At 52.3% G+C, this 17314-nt stretch carries 10 protein-coding genes, 10 tRNA genes and 3 rRNA genes; 3 read left to right on the top strand and 20 right to left on the bottom strand.

Translation table 11 applies throughout. The annotated features are described in order from the left end of the window. The first annotated feature begins 4 nt into the window (after positions 1–4). The 3 genes from KP014_RS04000 (at position 5) to gntK (ending at position 3865) form a co-directional block, all read left to right on the top strand. Complete coding sequence (locus tag KP014_RS04000; protein WP_036589912.1) at positions 5–676, top strand: GntR family transcriptional regulator; 672 nt, start codon at positions 5–7, stop codon at positions 674–676. A 162-nt stretch (positions 677–838) separates the two neighbouring features. After that, entirely contained in the window at positions 839–2200 is a 1362-nt protein-coding gene (locus KP014_RS03995; RefSeq protein ID WP_036589913.1) for a GntT/GntP/DsdX family permease, read from the top strand. A gap of 120 nt (positions 2201–2320) precedes the next feature. Continuing rightward, entirely contained in the window at positions 2321–3865 is a 1545-nt protein-coding gene (gene gntK, locus KP014_RS03990) for a gluconokinase (RefSeq protein ID WP_090834203.1), read from the top strand. A 108-nt stretch (positions 3866–3973) separates the two neighbouring features. Here the strand turns inward: gntK and KP014_RS03985 are convergent, their stop codons facing one another. The 20 genes from KP014_RS03985 to KP014_RS03890 all read right to left on the bottom strand — a co-directional run bounded on the left by KP014_RS03985 (position 3974) and on the right by KP014_RS03890 (position 17084). Further along, on the bottom strand, positions 3974–5152 hold the full coding sequence (locus KP014_RS03985) for an acyltransferase (RefSeq protein ID WP_036590562.1): 1179 nt from the start codon (positions 5150–5152) through the stop codon (positions 3974–3976). Positions 5153–5232: 80 nt separating this feature from the next. Further along, positions 5233–5745 carry an acyltransferase gene (locus KP014_RS03980; RefSeq protein ID WP_036590560.1) on the bottom strand — a complete coding sequence of 171 codons (513 nt, stop codon included), beginning with the start codon at positions 5743–5745 and terminating at the stop codon, positions 5233–5235. Next, positions 5742–6395 (bottom strand): pyrophosphatase PpaX, encoded by a 654-nt coding sequence (gene ppaX / locus KP014_RS03975; RefSeq protein WP_036590559.1) that lies wholly within the window; start codon positions 6393–6395, stop codon positions 5742–5744. The genes KP014_RS03980 and ppaX overlap by 4 nt, the downstream gene beginning before the upstream one ends. Positions 6396–6401: 6 nt before the next feature. Continuing rightward, a complete protein-coding gene (lgt, locus tag KP014_RS03970; protein WP_036590556.1) occupies positions 6402–7436 on the bottom strand; it encodes a prolipoprotein diacylglyceryl transferase in 1035 nt (344 codons plus the stop codon). Positions 7437–7448: 12 nt separating this feature from the next. Further along, positions 7449–8387: an HPr(Ser) kinase/phosphatase gene (gene hprK / locus KP014_RS03965; RefSeq protein ID WP_036590553.1), complete on the bottom strand. Its 939-nt coding sequence runs from the start codon at positions 8385–8387 to the stop codon at positions 7449–7451. A 335-nt stretch (positions 8388–8722) separates the two neighbouring features. Beyond that, entirely contained in the window at positions 8723–9844 is a 1122-nt protein-coding gene (locus tag KP014_RS03960; protein ID WP_036590551.1) for an ABC transporter ATP-binding protein, read from the bottom strand. 103 nt (positions 9845–9947) lie between these two features. Next, entirely contained in the window at positions 9948–11045 is a 1098-nt protein-coding gene (locus tag KP014_RS03955; protein WP_036590549.1) for a PucR family transcriptional regulator, read from the bottom strand. A gap of 145 nt (positions 11046–11190) precedes the next feature. Then, positions 11191–11263: transfer RNA gene (locus tag KP014_RS03950), tRNA-Lys, on the bottom strand. A gap of 6 nt (positions 11264–11269) precedes the next feature. Further along, positions 11270–11355 (bottom strand) — tRNA-Tyr (locus tag KP014_RS03945). A 7-nt stretch (positions 11356–11362) separates the two neighbouring features. Next, positions 11363–11435: transfer RNA gene (locus KP014_RS03940), tRNA-Phe, on the bottom strand. Positions 11436–11452: 17 nt separating this feature from the next. Beyond that, positions 11453–11529 (bottom strand) — tRNA-Asp (locus KP014_RS03935). Positions 11530–11542: 13 nt separating this feature from the next. Next, a tRNA-Thr gene (locus KP014_RS03930) sits at positions 11543–11618 on the bottom strand. A gap of 32 nt (positions 11619–11650) precedes the next feature. Then, positions 11651–11726: transfer RNA gene (locus KP014_RS03925), tRNA-Val, on the bottom strand. Between the two features lie 7 nt (positions 11727–11733). Next, positions 11734–11810 (bottom strand) — tRNA-Met (locus KP014_RS03920). A 24-nt stretch (positions 11811–11834) separates the two neighbouring features. Next, positions 11835–11926, bottom strand: a tRNA-Ser gene (locus KP014_RS03915). 108 nt (positions 11927–12034) lie between these two features. After that, positions 12035–14961 (bottom strand): 23S ribosomal RNA (locus KP014_RS03910). Positions 14962–15086: 125 nt separating this feature from the next. Then, positions 15087–15162: transfer RNA gene (locus KP014_RS03905), tRNA-Ala, on the bottom strand. Positions 15163–15185: 23 nt separating this feature from the next. Continuing rightward, positions 15186–15262, bottom strand: a tRNA-Ile gene (locus KP014_RS03900). Positions 15263–15303: 41 nt separating this feature from the next. Next, a 5S ribosomal RNA gene (gene rrf, locus KP014_RS03895) occupies positions 15304–15420 on the bottom strand. A gap of 107 nt (positions 15421–15527) precedes the next feature. After that, a 16S ribosomal RNA gene (locus tag KP014_RS03890) occupies positions 15528–17084 on the bottom strand. The 16S, 23S and 5S rRNA genes sit together here with 10 tRNA genes alongside, the layout of an rRNA operon. Between the last annotated feature and the right edge of the window lie 230 nt (positions 17085–17314).

The following is a 17314-nucleotide window of genomic DNA, read 5'->3' as shown; positions in this document are numbered from 1 at the left end:
TGAAATGCAGTATCCTACCGCCTGGCTGCAGGGTGTCTCGCTTGGAGAGTCTATCGCCTGCAGGCTAAGGCTGCAAATTATAGATGAACAGCTGAAAGCCGGAGAGGTTCTTTCGGAGAACCGGATCGCCGAGGAATTCGGAACGAGCCGTTCCCCTGTCCGGGAAGCGCTTAAATTACTAGCCGCCGAAGGGTTGATCCGATTGGAACGGATGGGCGCCGTAATTGTCGGATTGAATCTAGAGAATGTAAAAGAGTTATACGACGTACGCTATCTTATTGAGAGCTTTGCCCAGCAGCGGCTTGCGGGAAGCCCGCAGGATGCGCTGATTCAGCAACTTGAGCAGACGATTGACAGGATGAAGCTGGCCGTCAAATATAACGACTACGTGGAATTTGCCTATCAGGATTTTTCTTTCCATGAGACGATTGTCCTTCAGGCCCGTCATACCCGGATTCTTCATTTATGGAACAGCATTCGCCAGATTGTCATGACCGTTATCCTGGTGACGACCGAACAGGGCTTCGCCGAAGGCGAGGAGCGAATGAATTGGGTCGCGGATAAACACCGGAGCATCGTTGACGGACTGCGGTCGCAGAATGCGGAAACGATCCGCCAGGTGGTTCAGAATTATTTTGCCGATTCGGTTCTGACGCTTGGGCACGCTCTTCCATAATCTTAAAAAATCATCTGCCGAAATATGTCTATTGTTCGCTTTTTCTTGTCGACAAGTATACCAATGAACAAAACAATTTGTTGAAAACGCTTTACAGTAAGAAAATAAAAAACATCGGATGCCGCTCCATTGCCTGGCATCTATTGATTAAGGGGGAGTATCATGAACAGTTTGTTCGGACTTAGCCATAATGCGACACTGCTGGTATGGACACTGCTTGTTATTGTGTTTCTGGTTACATTGATTGCCAAATACAAATGGAATCCGTTCGTCACCCTGCTTCTTTCCGCGCTGTCTCTGGGTCTGCTTGCCGGTATGGAATATCAGAAGCTGATCAAATCAATTACCGGCGGTCTCGGCGGCACCCTTGGCACAATCGCCATAGTCATCGGCCTTGGGACCATGCTGGGGAAAATGATGGCCGAATCCGGCGGCGCCGAGCGCATCGCCACTACACTCGTGGACCGGTTCGGGGAAAAGCGGGTTCACTGGGCCATGATGCTCGTCGGCTTTGTCGTTGGGATTCCCGTATTCTTCGAAGTTGGCCTCATCCTGCTTATTCCGGTCGTCTTCATGGTCGCCCGTAAAACCAAAATGTCGCTGCTGCAAATCGGAATTCCGGTACTCGCCGGTCTTTCCACCGTACATGGTCTTGTGCCGCCGCATCCCGCGCCGATGATTGCCATTGACGCTTACGGCGCAAATTTGGGCAAAACGATTCTGTATGCCATCATCGTCGGTCTTCCAACTGCTGTGATCGCCGGACCGTTGTTCGGTAAATTTATCGGCAAACGCATTCAGGTGCAGCCGCCGGCAGAGTTGGCCGAACAGTTTGCCACCAAGAGCGTTAAGGTTCTCCCAAACTTTGGAATTACACTTGTGACGATTCTGATGCCCGTTATTCTGATGCTGATCGGCTCCATTGCCGACATTCTTGATCCGGAAGCGGTACATGTATTTACGCCATTCGCCAAATTCATCGGACATGAAGTCATTGCCCTGCTGATCTCGGCTGTCTTCTCCTTCTTCTCGCTCGGCTTTGCCCGCGGCTTTAAGAAAGAGGAAATCTCCCGCTTCACAAGTGAATGTCTCGCGCCAACCGCTTCGATTATCCTGATTATCGGCGGAGGCGGGGCATTCAAGCAGGTGCTGATCGACAGCGGCGTCGGCGGAGCTATCGCTTCGCTTGCAACGCAGACCCATGTGAATCTGATCTTCTTCGCCTGGCTTGTAGCCGCGTTAATCCGCGTCGCTACCGGCTCCGCAACCGTGGCGATGACGACGGCGGCCGGGATCGTCGCCCCGGTTCTTGCCGTAAGCACCGGCGCTCCCATTGAGCTTATCGTTCTGGCGACGGGAGCCGGCTCGCTTATCCTCTCGCATGTCAATGACGCCGGCTTCTGGATGATCAAGGAATTCTTCGGCATGTCTGTCGTCCAGACTTTGAAGAGCTGGACAGTTATGGAAACGCTCTTGTCTGTCATAGGCCTCATCTTTATCTTGATTTTGAGCGTCTTCATATAATTCAATATAAGAAAAGCACTTACCCGAAGTCTTTGCGAAGATGCCGTTCTGATCCTTTCTTAGAGGCGGAGAATCAGTTCGGCCCCCTTTCGCATCATTTTTGGAAAGAAGGTCTGAGTTATGAGTACTCAATACATGATTGGTGTCGATATCGGGACTACGAGCACCAAGTCTGTGCTGTTCGCGGAGAACGGAACCATCCTAACCAAGGCGGATCACGGCTATCCGCTCTATACCCCCTCACCGTCCATCGCCGAGCAGGACCCTGAGGAAATCTTTCGGTCCGTCATGCATACCCTTTCGGCAGTTATCCGGCAGAGCAAGGTGGATGCCAAGGATGTCCTGTTTGTCTCATTCAGCACCGCTATGCACAGCGTCATTGCCGTCGACAAGGACGGACATCCGTTGACGAAATGCATTACATGGGCCGACAATCGCAGCGCCGAGCAGACGCTGCGATTGAAGAACGAGCTTGGCGGACATGAGCTTTATCTCCGCACAGGCACGCCGATTCACCCGATGTCGCCGATCACAAAGCTGATGTGGCTGCGCGAGGAGCAGCCCGAGCTGTTCGAAAGGACGCATAAATTCATCTCGATCAAGGAATATATCTTCTTAAAGCTGTTCGGGGATTATATCGTGGACCACTCCATCGCCTCTTCCACCGGCATGATGAATCTGGAACGGCTGGAATGGGATAAGGAAGCACTGAATATTGCCGGCATTGATGAAAGCCGCCTATCCCGCCTTGTGCCGACGACCTATACCGCACGTGGACTGCTGCTGGAAGCAGCCAAAGAAATCGGGCTCTTGCCGGATACTCCCTTTGTTATCGGCGCCAGCGACGGCGTTCTCTCCAATCTTGGTGTAGGCGCCATCGAACCGGGCGTCGTGGCCGCCACCATCGGCACGAGCGGAGCGATCCGCACACTGGCCGACCGGCCGATAGTCGATCCCAAAGGGCGGATCTTCTGTTACGCCCTGACCGAGAAGCACTGGGTTATCGGCGGTCCTGTCAACAATGGCGGCATGCTCTTCCGCTGGGTCAGGGATGAATTTGCCGCCTCCGAAGTAGAGACGGCCAAACGGCTTGGCATCGATCCTTACGATGTGCTCACCAGGATTGCCGAACATGTGCCGGCGGGAAGCGAAGGCCTGCTGTTCCATCCTTACCTGACCGGGGAGCGCGCTCCGCTGTGGAACTCCGATGCCAGAGGTTCCTTTTTCGGACTCACCATGAACCACCGCAAGGAGCATATGATCCGTTCCGTGCTGGAAGGCGTCATCTTCAATCTATACACCGTTATGCTGGCAGTAGAGGAGCAAATGGGGCGCCCGCAGCGGATTATGGCGACCGGCGGTTTTGCCCGTTCCGCCCTGTGGCGGCAGATGATGGCCGATATTTTCGACCAGGAGGTTGTGGTTCCGGAGAGCTTCGAAAGCTCCTGTCTGGGCGCAGCCGTCCTCGGTCTGTACGCGACCGGTCGAATCGACTCCCTGAGCGCCGTATTTAGCATGATTGGCACAACCCACCGTCATTTGCCGAACCAGACCGACGCAAGCGTATATAAGCAGTTGCTGCCCATTTTTATCTCGCTGTTCCGCAGCCTGGAAAGCAACTATGAGGCAATTGCCAAATTCCAACGCGAACAGGCCGGGGAATAAATTCCCTTATCCAAGTAGTATCATCACGTTCCTAAATGCCCAAAAAGGGGCGTTCACAGTCACCAATCATGACCGTGAACGCCCCTTCTTTTGTTCGTTGATCCCATTTCAGTCCATTGCTCTATATTCCTGCCGTAGATTCTGCTGCTGCTTCACAGGACGCCGCGGGGACGAGCCGAACAGAAACCAGGCGTACTTGATGTACCGGAAAGCTATCGCCACAATGATCCAGGAAACAATCAGCGCGGCAAGCCAGCCGCCGGCAATCGAGAGCGCATAGGCAAGATAGCCGCCGTGAAAGTCGATCTTCCGGTATAAATAAAGAACAGCCGGATGAATCAAGTAAATGCCGAACGAGCAAACGCCGGCTGAGATCAACAACCTGGACCAGAGTCTTAGGCCCGTGCCATACAACAAAAAGGAGAGCTGAAAGACGACCAGACAGGACAGCAGCGCGTGAGCATTCGCAGCTCCTTCGAACCAAAAACTGTTGATAACCGTTTTTTGCGTATAATTGCTGTTCCACAACTCCACGTTAGAGATACCTGCGGCGACCCAAAGTACCCATAGCAGCGCCCACAGCAGCCACTTGCCAGACCGTAATCCTTCACGTGACGGAATGAGCCACGGCTTCAGCGAAGAATAGAAGGCCGCGATCGCCGCCCCGAGCAGAAAATACGAGAAATAGGTGATTGCCAGACTGCCTTTGGACACCTGCCAGTAGCCGTGGTTGACCATATACTTGTTGAGCACCACGAACCCCCACTGAAGCGCTAGCCCGATAAGCGGCGCCCATGCCGCCAGACGGCGGCTTTTTTGCAGGCACCACAACAGCAGCGGAAACAGCACATAGAACTGGATAATGATAATAACGTAGTACAAATGCGTATAAGCCGTTCCGGTAAGCAAATATTTCGCCAGCTTGACTGCCATTTCCTGAGGCGGCATGCTCCACTGATTCCCCGCATACAGCTTAAGCACAAAATAAAGCAGCGAGAATACGACATAAGGCACGATAATGTAGATCAGTCTTCTGCTGTAGAATTTGCCCAGTGTCTTTCCGGTCAGCGGCCGGTCGATATAATTGTAAAACAGCACAAAGCCGCTTAAAAACACAAAGGAAGGCACGGCAAACTGGCTGAATTTATTAATGAACAAAAACGGGTGAAACAGCGGTGTATTCAATGTTTCCGCGAGCGTCCGCGAAGTCGCGTGGATCGCCAGTACGGCAAGGATGGAGATCGCTCTAAAAATATCCAACTGCGGAATGCGTTCTTTTTGTTCCATGTTCTCCTCCTGTAACTCCTCCGCCAATACAAAGACAATCTTCCTTCGATTCATCTTTCTCCCAGCTAGCGCGGTTCTTGTTACTGCTCCTCCGCCGTCTCCGAACAGCGGCTTCCCTTTAACTCCCGAAGCGGATTTCCGCCCACAAACATTCCCGCCGCCACATCCTTGTGCACGACCGAGCCTGCGGCCACAACCGCCCCGTCTCCGATCGTTACCCCAGGAAGAATCGTCGTATTGGCCCCAATCATCACATTCTCGCCGATAACGACTTCGCCCAGACGATACTCTTTGATTAGATATTCATGCGCCAGAATGGTCGTATTGTAGCCAATAACAGAATTTTCACCCACGGTAATCAGTTCCGGAAAAAAAACATCCACCATAGCCATCAGCCCGAAGGCTGTATGCTTGCCCACCTTCATTCCGAGCACACGGCGGTAGATCCAGTTCTTAAGCGGAAGAATCGGACAATAGCGGGCAATCTGAATAAAAATAAAATTTCTGACACCCTTCCACGGGCTGACCGTCCGGTAAATGTACCATAGCGAATTATGCCCTTCCACCGGATAGCTGGTCACCTTTCTGCTCACGGTCTCGCTGTTCCCCCGCCTACAATTTCATACAGGTCAGTCATATCCTGAATAATATAATCTGGCCCATATTTTCGAAGCGTAGCTTCACCCTTCAAGGACCATGCTACACCGGCAGCCAGCACACCGGCAGCTTTGGCCGATTGGATATCAACCCCGCTGTCGCCAACCATCAGCGTCTTCTCCGGGTCTGCGCCCAGATTGCGCACCGCTGTCAGCACAGGCTCCGGGTCGGGCTTGAGCTTAGTGACATCGTTAAGTGTTACAACCGTATCCATGTACTGCTGCAAATCGAACATCTCCAGCGCCCGAATCGTTGTGGGCCGGATCTTGGTCGTTACGACCCCAAGCTTGATCCCGCGGCTGCGCAGCTCTTCCAGCGCTTCATTCACGTTCGGAAAAGACCGAATCAGCTCGTCATGATGCTCGACTTGGTAGTGGCGGTAGGAAGCCTCCAGAGCCGAGATATCTTCGAGATTGGTAAACGCCTTGAGCTGGTCCGAGAGACTGGTTCCCATATGGGGGATCATCTGCTCCCTGGTAATCGCAGGCTGCGCATGATGCTGCAGCGCGTACATAAACGAGCTAATAATCAGTTCATTCGTATTGACGATCGTGCCGTCCAAATCAAATAAAACACATTCAATCATAAGTGACTACTCCTTTTTATTTTCCTCCAACGGCGGATGGTTTAGATCAGATGGGGGAACGGGGGCGTTCTGCTCCGGGGTACCCGGTTGTTCCGTTACTACAGGATCGACGGCATGCGTCTTGGAGGACTCGATCGGGTCCGAATACTGGTCTTTGGCCGCTCCTGTCGTCCGCCGGATAATAATGAGCAGCACCGCAGCAACGATAATTAGAAGCGACAGCAGCTGGGATATGCGAATATTCCCATAATTCGGGTCGAGGTAACCCTGCTCGAAGCCGAGTCCCTTCATCGGGCTCCATAAACCGTTGATGAACGAGGCAAGGCCGCTGCCCCCTTTGAACGCTAAACTATCCGTACGCAGCCCTTCAATAAAGAAACGTCCAATGGAATACCAAATGAAATACGACAGAAATAATTCTCCGGCGCGCATAAACCGCTGTCTGCGAAGCACCATAAGCAGTACAATGCCCACCAAGCTCCAGATAGACTCATATAAAAATGTCGGGTGATGATAGGCTTGATTCGCTTCTATGTACATCTGATTCACAATAAAATCCGGCAGATGCAGATTGTTCCGCAGAAAGGTCTCATGAACAGGGCCGCCATAGGCCTCCTGGTTCACAAAGTTGCCCCAGCGTCCGATCATTTGCCCTGCCAACAGTGAAGGAGCGCAGATATCGGCGATACGCCAAAAAGGATAGCCTTTATAGCGGAAATAAATGATGCCGCAAATAATGGCACTGATAAGCGCACCATAGATAGCGATGCCGCCGTTCCATATTTTGAAGACATCCAGGAGATTATTTCTGTATTCATCCCACTTAAAAGCTACAAAATAAATACGCGCGCCGATAATCGCTGAAGGGACACCGAGCAGCAGCATATCCATAAAGAATTCCTGCGGTATGCCAAATCGTTTGCCTTCGCGGATCACAAGATACAGGCCCACCAAAGCGCCGAATCCAAGAATCAGGCCATACCAGTGCACTCTTAAAGCACCGATTGAAAAGGCAATCGGATCTAAAGCCAACGGAAACATACTCTCATCCTCCTAGTCCAGATCATCCATGTCTTCGGATATGGTAGCCGTAAGCTTGTGGGTGAATTGCAGCGCGGCATTGAAGCCCATCTGCTTCAACCGGTAATTCATCGCCGCTACTTCGATGATAACGGCAAGGTTCCGTCCCGGGCGAACCGGAATGGTCACCAGCGGAACATCGGTGTCGATAATGCGCGTCGTCTCCTCGTCCAGTCCAAGCCGGTCATATTGCTTGTCCTGCTGCCATGCTTCCAGCCGGACAACAAGCGTAATCCGCTTGTGGTTGCGAATTGCTCCGGCGCCGAACAGCGTCATAACATTAATAATGCCGACCCCGCGAATTTCCAGCAGGTGCCGAATCAGTTCCGGTGCGGTCCCGTGCAGTTGGTTGTCCGAGGTCTGCCGGATTTCCACGGCATCGTCGGCAATTAACCGATGTCCACGCTTAACCAGTTCCAGGGCCGTCTCGCTCTTGCCAATGCCGCTGCTGCCGGTAATCAGCATGCCGACGCCATATACGTCGCACAGAACCCCGTGAATGGTTGCTGTCGGAGCCAGTCTGCCTTCCAAAAAGCTAGTCAAACGGCTGGAAAAAATCGTCGTCGCCATCGAGCTGCGCAGCACGGGAAGTCCTTTTTCATTACTAACATCAATCAGCTCTTGAGGAATATCCAGACTGCGTGTGATCACAATGCAGGGAGTCTGTTCGTCGCAAATCCTGCGAATCCGGCTGATGCGTTCCTCGGCAGGGAGCATTGAGAAGAAGGCCAACTCTGTTTTACCCAGCAGTTGTACCCGGTCTTCAGGATAATATTCGAAATATCCGGCCATCTCGAGGCCGGGGCGGTTCAGGTCATCGACCGTAATCAGCCTTTTCAGGCCTTCTTGTCCGGAAATGACTTCCAGTTGGAAATGCTGTACCAATTCCGATACTTTTACCTTCTTGGCCATATCTGTTTCTTCCTTTCATCTCCTGCGGTACATTTCCCGCTTGTCCTGCTTCCCTTGACCGGCAGCGTCTATATAATCTTCCTTCCGGCAGGTAATTCTCCTGCTATCTTAAAGGATAACAGAGTCGATTGCAATCATAATGCCGGGGAAGGCGGCTCTAGAGGCACAGTCTTTTTGCCAATATCGAGACCGTGAAGACTCTGCATAATCCGGGCCCGTGAGTTTTCCAGAGTTTGTCGGAATTTACTTTTTCATAAGAGCTGCGCTTGCCGAACCTGTATCTAATGAAAAAAGCCGCCCGAAAGGGCGGCCTCTCAAAGGACCAAAGCTGGCTCTTATCCCAGCAGAATGTTCAGTTCGGATTGTTTGTCAAATAGATGCACTTTGTTCATGTCGATAGCCAGTTTCGCCTTGCTGCCTTCACGGGTTGTCGAACGTCCGTCCACGCGGGCGATAACGGAATCTTTGCCTACACCGCTCAGGTACAGCAGCATTTCATGACCAAGGTTCTCGGTTACGTCTACCAATGCGGTAAAGATTGTATTCGGCGATGCTTCAAGGAATACCGGCTCTTCATGAATGTCTTCCGGGCGAACGCCCATGACGACTTCCTTGCCAATATAACCTTTGCTGCGGAGCAGCTGAGCTTTGCCACCCGGAACTTCAACGTCCAAATTATCAGCGATGAAACGGACAGATCCGCTAACTTCGGACAAAGTACCTGAAATAAAATTCATTGTCGGGGAGCCGATAAATCCGGCCACGAACAGGTTCTTTGGATTGTTGTACAATTCTTCAGGCGAAGCGGCTTGCTGGATGATGCCGTCTTGCATAACGACAATACGGTCGCCCATCGTCATAGCCTCAGTTTGGTCATGCGTTACGTAGATGCAAGTGGTTTCAAGACGTTTAACCAGCTTCGTGATTTCGGCGCGCATCTGTCCGCGCAGCTTAGCATCAAGGTTGGAAAGCGGTTCGTCCATCAGGAACACTTGAGGATCACGGACGATCGCGCGGCCCAGAGCGACACGCTGACGTTGGCCGCCGGAAAGCGCCTTCGGTTTACGTTCCAGCAGATGCTCGATATCGAGGATTTTGGCAGCTTCGCGCACTTTTCTGTCGATTTCGTCTTTTTTCACCTTGCGCAGCTTCAGACCGAACGCCATGTTCTGGTATACACTCATATGAGGATACAGGGCGTAGGATTGGAATACCATCGCGATGTCGCGGTCCTTAGGAGCTACGTCGTTGACGACGCGTTCGCCGATGAACAGCTTACCTTCGGAGATTTCTTCCAATCCTGCGATCATCCGCAAAGTGGTGGATTTACCGCAGCCGGAAGGTCCAACCAGTACGAGGAACTCCTTATCTTTAATGTCAAGATTGACATCGATTACCGTTGCTTTATCGGAACCCGGATATTTTTTGAATACATGCTCTAAACGTACGCCTGCCATTTGAATTTCCCCCTCGGATTAAGTAATAGAGTTCGGAAATAATTCCTGTCACTATCTTACCCCAGACCACCCAAGCTGGCTATTTGTAACGTTCACAAAAAACTTATTTCCTTTTCGTCACTTTATACAATAGCATAGTGAGCTTCATAATCGCGGCGTCTCCAAAGCTCCGTACATCCGCTCCCGTCTCCTGCTTAATCTTGTCCAAACGATAGAGCAAGGTGTTACGATGAATGTATAATTTCTTCGCCGTTTCACTGACATTGCAATCCATCTGAAAAAAAGTTTCCAGTGTCAGCAGCATCTCCTTCTCGGCCAGCACGGCCGTATAGTCACCAAACTGTCCAAGCAGCTGCCGGCGCCGCCCGTCGGGAATACTGTTGACCAGCCGCTCCAGCTGAAGCCCCCAAGGCAAATGAATATATTCTCCCACCTGAAAAATACGCCCAAGGCTGATCGTCTCCCTCAGCAGCGCGATCACTCCCGCCAAGCCTTTGACTGGAATGATTGAGGAGGACACGCTTACATGAAATACTCCGACCCATTCAGAGGCGATCAATTCGTGAAGCCCCATACAGGCCTGCGCTAATAGCTCCTCGTCATCGCTTTCCTCAAGCTCTTCCTTGTCTTCCGTTCCGGTCAGCAGCTCTTTACGGGTCAGGATCAGCCATTCTTTTTCCTGCAAAGGGATAAGCAGCGCCGAACTATCGAAATAACTGCGTATCAATTTCAGCAGCGACCGGTAAGCAATTTCGGAACCATGTGCATTTTCGCTGATCAGCAGGAAAGGAATCATGTCGGTAAACAGACGGCTCTTTAAAGCAATTTCATCGGGAATTTCGCCGGCGCCATCCTCGAGCTCAAGCTGAGTGTTCAACCATGCGCTAAGCTGCCGCGCTTCCGTTTCTCCTTCTTCCTTGAAGCCCGAAGCCTTCAGCGCGGCAGCATAGTTCTCAGCGGCGAACTGCGCTAGCTGCAGCTCTAACGGGGAAAGCCCCTCCTTCTCAATCCAAAGGGCGGTAACCCTGCCTTCGCTTTCATATAGGGGAACCCAAAGACTCCCCTCATATACTACCGACTGCTCTTGCGCTTCCTGTCCAGCACCAAAAAGGGAAGCCGACTGCTGCCTCCCAAACTGCTTGATTCCTGTCTTGTTACCGGTGAGCTGCTCTAATTTTTGCCGCAACGTTTCAGTGTCCATTGTCAACTTACTCCACCACTTTGCTCTTTTCGCCTATTCTATCATATTTGCCGGGCTCCGGAAAAAAAGTGCTTTTTTGCAACTTCCGATAAATTCAAATAGCAAAAAACCATCACCCTAAGGAGATGGTTAGTTTAAATCAGGATGAGCCATGAAGGACTCGAACCTTCGACACCCTGATTAAAAGTCAGGTGCTCTACCAACTGAGCTAATGGCTCAAATACTGGTGGAGGCTGATGGATTCGAACCACCGAACTCGTAAGAGAACAGATTTACAGTCTGCTGCGTTTGGCCACTTCGCTAAGCCTCCAAGAAAGTGGCTCGGGACGGAATCGAACCGCCGACACGAGGATTTTCAGTCCTCTGCTCTACCGACTGAGCTACCGAGCCATAAGTTGACATAAAAATGGCGGAACCGACGGGATTCGAACCCGCGATCTCCTGCGTGACAGGCAGGCATGTTAGGCCTCTACACCACGGTTCCGCATTTGTGACAATGGTGCCGGCGAGAGGACTTGAACCCCCAACCTACTGATTACAAGTCAGTTGCTCTACCAATTGAGCTACACCGGCAAGATGTCATATGTCAATATTAAATTATCAAATGGTGGAGGCTGAGGGGATCGAACCCCCGACCCTCTGCTTGTAAGGCAGATGCTCTCCCAGCTGAGCTAAGCCTCCGTATGTATGGTAGCGGCGGAGGGGATCGAACCCCCGACCTCACGGGTATGAACCGTACGCTCTAGCCAGCTGAGCTACGCCGCCATACTAATATTAATGAATTTGAAATGGCGGAGAGAGAGGGATTCGAACCCTCGCACCGCTTACGCAGTCTAACCCCTTAGCAGAGGGTCCCCTTATAGCCACTTGGGTATCTCTCCAAACAAATCTCTACGTTTCTTATTGCCGAACCGTTAAAGACGGGTCTTTCAAATTCATTCAGGCTTGATCGCCTGAAAACTGGATCGAAACGAAACATTGCGTTATTTTTGGATAAGCCCTCGACCGATTAGTATTGGTCAGCTCCATGCTTTGCAGCACTTCCACCTCCAACCTATCTACCTCGTCGTCTTCAAGGGGTCTTACTAAACTGGGAAATCTCATCTTGAGGGGGGCTTCACGCTTAGATGCTTTCAGCGCTTATCCCGTCCGTACGTAGCTACCCAGCCATGCTCCTGGCGGAACAACTGGTGCACCAGCGGTACGTCCATCCCGGTCCTCTCGTACTAAGGACAGCTCCTCTCAAATTTCCTGCGCCCACGACAGATAGGGACCGAACTGTCTCACGACGTTCTGAACCCAGCTCGCGTACCGCTTTAATGGGCGAACAGCCCAACCCTTGGGACCTACTTCAGCCCCAGGATGCGATGAGCCGACATCGAGGTGCCAAACCTCCCCGTCGATGTGGACTCTTGGGGGAGATAAGCCTGTTATCCCCAGGGTAGCTTTTATCCGTTGAGCGATGGCCCTTCCATGCGGTACCACCGGATCACTAAGCCCGACTTTCGTCCCTGCTCGACTTGTAGGTCTCGCAGTCAAGCTCCCTTCTGCCTTTGCACTCTTCGAATGATTTCCAACCATTCTGAGGGAACCTTGGGACGCCTCCGTTACTCTTTAGGAGGCGACCGCCCCAGTCAAACTGCCCGCCTGACACGGTCCCCGTACCCGCTTAGGGTACCAGGTTAGAACCTAGATACGATCAGGGTGGTATCCCAACGATGCCTCCACCGAAGCTGGCGCTCCGGCTTCCAAGGCTCCCACCTATCCTGTACAGATCGTACCCAAGTTCAATATCAAGCTGCAGTAAAGCTCCATGGGGTCTTTCCGTCTTGTCGCGGGTAACCTGCATCTTCACAGGTATTAAAATTTCACCGGATCTCTCGTTGAGACAGCGCCCAAGTCGTTACGCCATTCGTGCGGGTCAGAATTTACCTGACAAGGAATTTCGCTACCTTAGGACCGTTATAGTTACGGCCGCCGTTTACTGGGGCTTCGGTTCACAGCTTCGGATTGCTCCTAACCGCTCCCCTTAACCTTCCAGCACCGGGCAGGCGTCAGCCCGTATACTTCGCCTTGCGGCTTCGCACAGACCTGTGTTTTTGCTAAACAGTCGCTTGGGCCTTTTCACTGCGGCCCCCTCGGGCTATTCACCCTACCGAGGCACCCCTTCTCCCGAAGTTACGGGGTCATTTTGCCGAGTTCCTTAACGAGAGTTCTTCCGCGCGCCTTAGAATTCTCTTCTCGCCTACCTGTGTCGGTTTGCGGTACGGGCACCTTCTCCTGGCTAGAGGCTTTTCTTGGCAGTGTGAGATCATGACCTTCGCTACTACAATTTTCGCTCCCCATCACAGCCCAGCCTTATGGTGTACGGATTTGCCTATACACCAGCCTCGCTGCTTGGACGGACATCCATCAGTCCGCGTCACTACCCTCCTGCGTCCCCCCATTGCTCATAACGGATTATGGTGGTACAGGAATATCAACCTGTTGTCCTTCGACTACGCCTGTCGGCCTCGCCTTAGGTCCCGACTTACCCTGAGCGGACGAGCCTTCCTCAGGAAACCTTGGGCTTTCGGCGGATCAGATTCTCACTGATCTTTTCGTTACTCATACCGGCATTCTCACTTGTATGCAGTCCAGCTGTCCTTACAGTCAACCTTCAATCCGCATACAACGCTCCCCTACCCCTGATGCAAAGCATCAAGCCATAGCTTCGGTGGTGTGTTTAGCCCCGTTACATTTTCGGCGCAGAGTCACTCGACCAGTGAGCTATTACGCACTCTTTCAATGGTGGCTGCTTCTAAGCCAACATCCTGGTTGTCTGTGCAACTCCACATCCTTTCCCACTTAACACACACTTGGGGACCTTAGCTGATGGTCTGGGCTGTTTCCCTTTTGACAATGGATCTTAGCACTCACTGTCTGACTCCCGGACGCAAGTCCATGGCATTCGGAGTTTGACTGAGCTTGGTAACCCTTGCGGGCCCCGCACCCAATCAGTGCTCTACCTCCACGACTTCAAATCCGAGGCTAGCCCTAAAGCTATTTCGGGGAGAACCAGCTATCTCCGAGTTCGATTGGAATTTCTCCGCTACCCCCACCTCATCCCCGCACTTTTCAACGTGCGTGGGTTCGGGCCTCCAGTGCGTGTTACCGCACCTTCACCCTGGACAGGGGTAGATCACACGGTTTCGGGTCTACGCCCACGTACTTCGTCGCCCTATTCAGACTCGCTTTCGCTGCGGCTCCGGCTCCTCGCCTTAACCTTGCACGTTAAACGTAACTCGCCGGTTCATTCTACAAAAGGCACGCCATCACCCCTAAAATGGGCTCTGACTTCTTGTAAGCACACGGTTTCAGGTACTATTTCACTCCCCTTCCGGGGTGCTTTTCACCTTTCCCTCACGGTACTGTTTCACTATCGGTCGCCAGGGAGTATTTAGCCTTGGCAGATGGTCCTGCCGGATTCATACGGGGTTTCACGTGCCCCGCACTACTCGGGATCCGTCTCGGAGGGAACGATTTTTCAGCTACAGGGCTTTTACCTCTTCCAGCGGGCCTTTCCAGACCTCTTCGCTTAAACCGTTCCTTTGTAACTCCATGTGAGACGTCCCACAACCCCGAAGAGCAAGCTCTTCGGTTTAGGCTGTTCCGCGTTCGCTCGCCGCTACTGACGGAATCACTCTTGTTTTCTCTTCCTCAGGGTACTTAGATGTTTCAGTTCCCCTGGTCTGCCTCTACCTACCCTATGAATTCAGGCAGGAGTGACTGTGCATTACCACAGCCGGGTTTCCCCATTCGGACACCCCCGGATCCACGCTTGCTTACAGCTCCCCGAGGCCTTTTCGTTGTTCGCCACGTCCTTCTTCGGCTCCTGGCGCCTAGGCATCCTCCGTGTGCTCTTACTAGCTTAACCAACTAAGCACTTTGACTTCACTTGTTCAATCGCTTGACACAAGCTCAGCTAAAAGATGTTCTAAAACGCAATTTTCGTTTCGGTATCCAGTTTTCAAGGATCAAGATTCTTGCATGTTATACGATTGGTGGAGCCAAGGAGGATCGAACTCCTGACCTCCTGCTTGCAAGGCAGGCGCTCTCCCAGCTGAGCTATGGCCCCATAAAAGGGAATTAAATTTTAAGTGGTGGGCCTTAGTGGACTCGAACCACCGACCTCACCCTTATCAGGGGTGCGCTCTAACCAGCTGAGCTAAAGGCCCTTAATCTTGCATATACTCTTATGGAAACCCCATAAGGATGCGCTTGGCAGCGTCCTACTCTCCCAGGACCCTTCGGTCCAAGTACCATCGGCGCTGGAGGACTTAACGGTCGTGTTCGGGATGGGTACGCGTGGAACCCCTCCGCCATCGCCACCAAACGCTTAAGAAAGAGGTTTGCTCTCTCAAAACTGAGCAACGAGTGAGCGTTGCCGGAAGCTAAGCTTCCGATTTGAATGTTTCCGCTGCGGGAAACGATTCTCCATAGAAAGGAGGTGATCCAGCCGCACCTTCCGATACGGCTACCTTGTTACGACTTCACCCCAATCATCTACCCCACCTTCGGCGGCTGGCTCCCTTGCGGGTTACCCCACCGACTTCGGGTGTTGTAAACTCTCGTGGTGTGACGGGCGGTGTGTACAAGACCCGGGAACGTATTCACCGCGGCATGCTGATCCGCGATTACTAGCAATTCCGACTTCATGCAGGCGAGTTGCAGCCTGCAATCCGAACTGAGACCGGCTTTATAAGATTGGCTCCACCTCGCGGCTTCGCTTCCCGTTGTACCGGCCATTGTAGTACGTGTGTAGCCCAGGTCATAAGGGGCATGATGATTTGACGTCATCCCCACCTTCCTCCGGTTTGTCACCGGCAGTCACTCTAGAGTGCCCAGCTTCACCTGCTGGCAACTAAAGTCAAGGGTTGCGCTCGTTGCGGGACTTAACCCAACATCTCACGACACGAGCTGACGACAACCATGCACCACCTGTCTCCTCTGTCCCGAAGGCCGCGCCTATCTCTAGACGATTCAGAGGGATGTCAAGACCTGGTAAGGTTCTTCGCGTTGCTTCGAATTAAACCACATACTCCACTGCTTGTGCGGGTCCCCGTCAATTCCTTTGAGTTTCAGTCTTGCGACCGTACTCCCCAGGCGGAGTGCTTACTGTGTTAACTTCGGCACCAAGGGTATCGAAACCCCTAACACCTAGCACTCATCGTTTACGGCGTGGACTACCAGGGTATCTAATCCTGTTTGCTCCCCACGCTTTCGCGCCTCAGCGTCAGTTACAGCCCAGAAAGTCGCCTTCGCCACTGGTGTTCCTCCACATCTCTACGCATTTCACCGCTACACGTGGAATTCCACTTTCCTCTTCTGCACTCAAGCTGCCCAGTTTCCAGTGCGACCACAGGTTGAGCCCATGGTTTAAACACCAGACTTAAACAGCCGCCTGCGCGCGCTTTACGCCCAATAATTCCGGACAACGCTTGCCCCCTACGTATTACCGCGGCTGCTGGCACGTAGTTAGCCGGGGCTTTCTTCTCAGGTACCGTCACTCTTGTAGCAGTTACTCTACAAGACGTTCTTCCCTGGCAACAGAGCTTTACGATCCGAAAACCTTCATCACTCACGCGGCGTTGCTCCGTCAGGCTTTCGCCCATTGCGGAAGATTCCCTACTGCTGCCTCCCGTAGGAGTCTGGGCCGTGTCTCAGTCCCAGTGTGGCCGTTCACCCTCTCAGGTCGGCTACGCATCGTCGCCTTGGTGAGCCGTTACCCCACCAACTAGCTAATGCGCCGCAGGCCCATCCCTTGACAGCAGATTGCTCCGCCTTTCAGCCTCTTGGCAGGTGCCAAGAGGAATTATCCGGTATTAGCTACCGTTTCCGGTAGTTATCCCAGTTCAAGGGGCAGGTTGCCTACGTGTTACTCACCCGTCCGCCGCTAAGTATTTTTGAGAGCAAGCTCTCAAAAATACTCCGCTCGACTTGCATGTATTAGGCACGCCGCCAGCGTTCGTCCTGAGCCAGGATCAAACTCTCCAATAAGGTATTGAAAGAGCGATTAGCTCAATTTGAAACATCTGACGAGAATTTGCATTCTCATGATGGCCTTTCCAAAGCGTGAACCGCTGTGAAATCCATCTCTTTTGGAACTCGCTAGAAGCGAATTCCCACTCACTCGTTGTTCAGTTTTCAAAGATCAATGTCTCTCTCAGTGCATCACTACGTCTCACGCAGCGACCTTTATAATATATCACAGGTTGTTTGTTATCGTC

Source organism: Paenibacillus sophorae, assembly GCF_018966525.1.
Classification (GTDB): Bacteria; Bacillota; Bacilli; order Paenibacillales; family Paenibacillaceae; genus Paenibacillus_AQ; species Paenibacillus_AQ sophorae.
The sequence above is the reverse complement of the archived record's forward strand: the minus strand, read 5'-3'. Positions and strand labels throughout refer to the sequence as shown.